1 protein-coding gene is annotated in these 1102 nt (G+C 39.0%); it reads left to right on the forward strand.

Going from position 1 to position 1102, the window contains the following annotated elements:
* Positions 1–1102 (forward strand): hypothetical protein (locus I2F62_RS13050; protein WP_324627414.1); only part of this gene is annotated, 1102 nt, incomplete at both ends.

Genomic DNA, 1102 nt, shown 5'->3' on the forward strand with positions numbered 1-1102 from the left:
CAAGGTACGGTTACAAACGCTGCAACAGGCACCAACCGCAACATTAATAATACTCAAGAAATCACCAGAGACCAGACCACAGGTATGCTCAATGGCAGTGTAACGGTAGATCATCGTTTATTGACGGAGCGTGGACGAGCAGAGATTGTAAAAGAGCAGAAGGATATTCCCGAAAATTTCCGTCAAAGTGCAGAGAATTTGGCAAAAGCTTTACCAGATGGAGCGTATAAGGATAAAGCCTTACAGACTTTAAATAATATACAAGCAAGTTTAGCAAACAATCCAGAAATGTTAGCTAAAGGTGGAGATCAAGTTTATAAAGGTTATAAAGAATTTATTCGTCAAGGGGGAGAACCTGAACAGTATGAGGCCATCTTTGATCAGGAAGTTTTACCATTAGCGAAAGAATTGAATGATGTTGCCAAGCAAGCTAGTGATGATATTACGAAAGAACTTGCTAAATATTATGGGATAGATGAATCGCAAGCAGCTTCAGTGGCTAAAAGATTATTAGTTACACGACAAACTGAGCAAAATAGCAGTGCTAGTCATGATTCTGAGTCTATTTCAAGTGATAGTTCTTTTGATTGTAGCAATTGCTTACATTTAGAAATTGCTAAAGCATCACCTCGTGGAAGTCAAATTTTAGTTTCAGATATGCCTACCTATAAAATTACGTTGGAAAATGGGAAAGATATTTATTTTAAAACAGGCAGTAACTTAGCAATTAACATATTTGATAAGAGTGCAGCGGTTAGTTACAAGGTTGATGAAGCGATAAAGAAAACAGGTATAGATCCACAATTAGCAGGATTAGCATTATCGTTGGCATTTGGGGGGCCGATTGGGCTTGCTAAGGATTTAATTACAGATACTGTAGCAGGAAAAGAAATTGCAACAGGAGTAGATACTCTCAAGAATCAGGTAACAGCTATTGTAAGAGAAAGTGATCGAGAAACGGTATCACAACTGACAACGGAAAAGTTACAACAAAAGGGCGACGTTTCTACTGAGCAGGTCAGTGAACAAGTTCAACGTACTAAGGATGGGATTGGATTCTTAGCAGAGCTTGTTGGGCTTGGTAGAGGCAGAGGTGCTGGTG

Origin of the sequence: Acinetobacter sp. MD2(2019) (genome assembly GCF_035615615.1) — a bacterium.
Taxonomy (GTDB): domain Bacteria; phylum Pseudomonadota; class Gammaproteobacteria; order Pseudomonadales; family Moraxellaceae; genus Acinetobacter.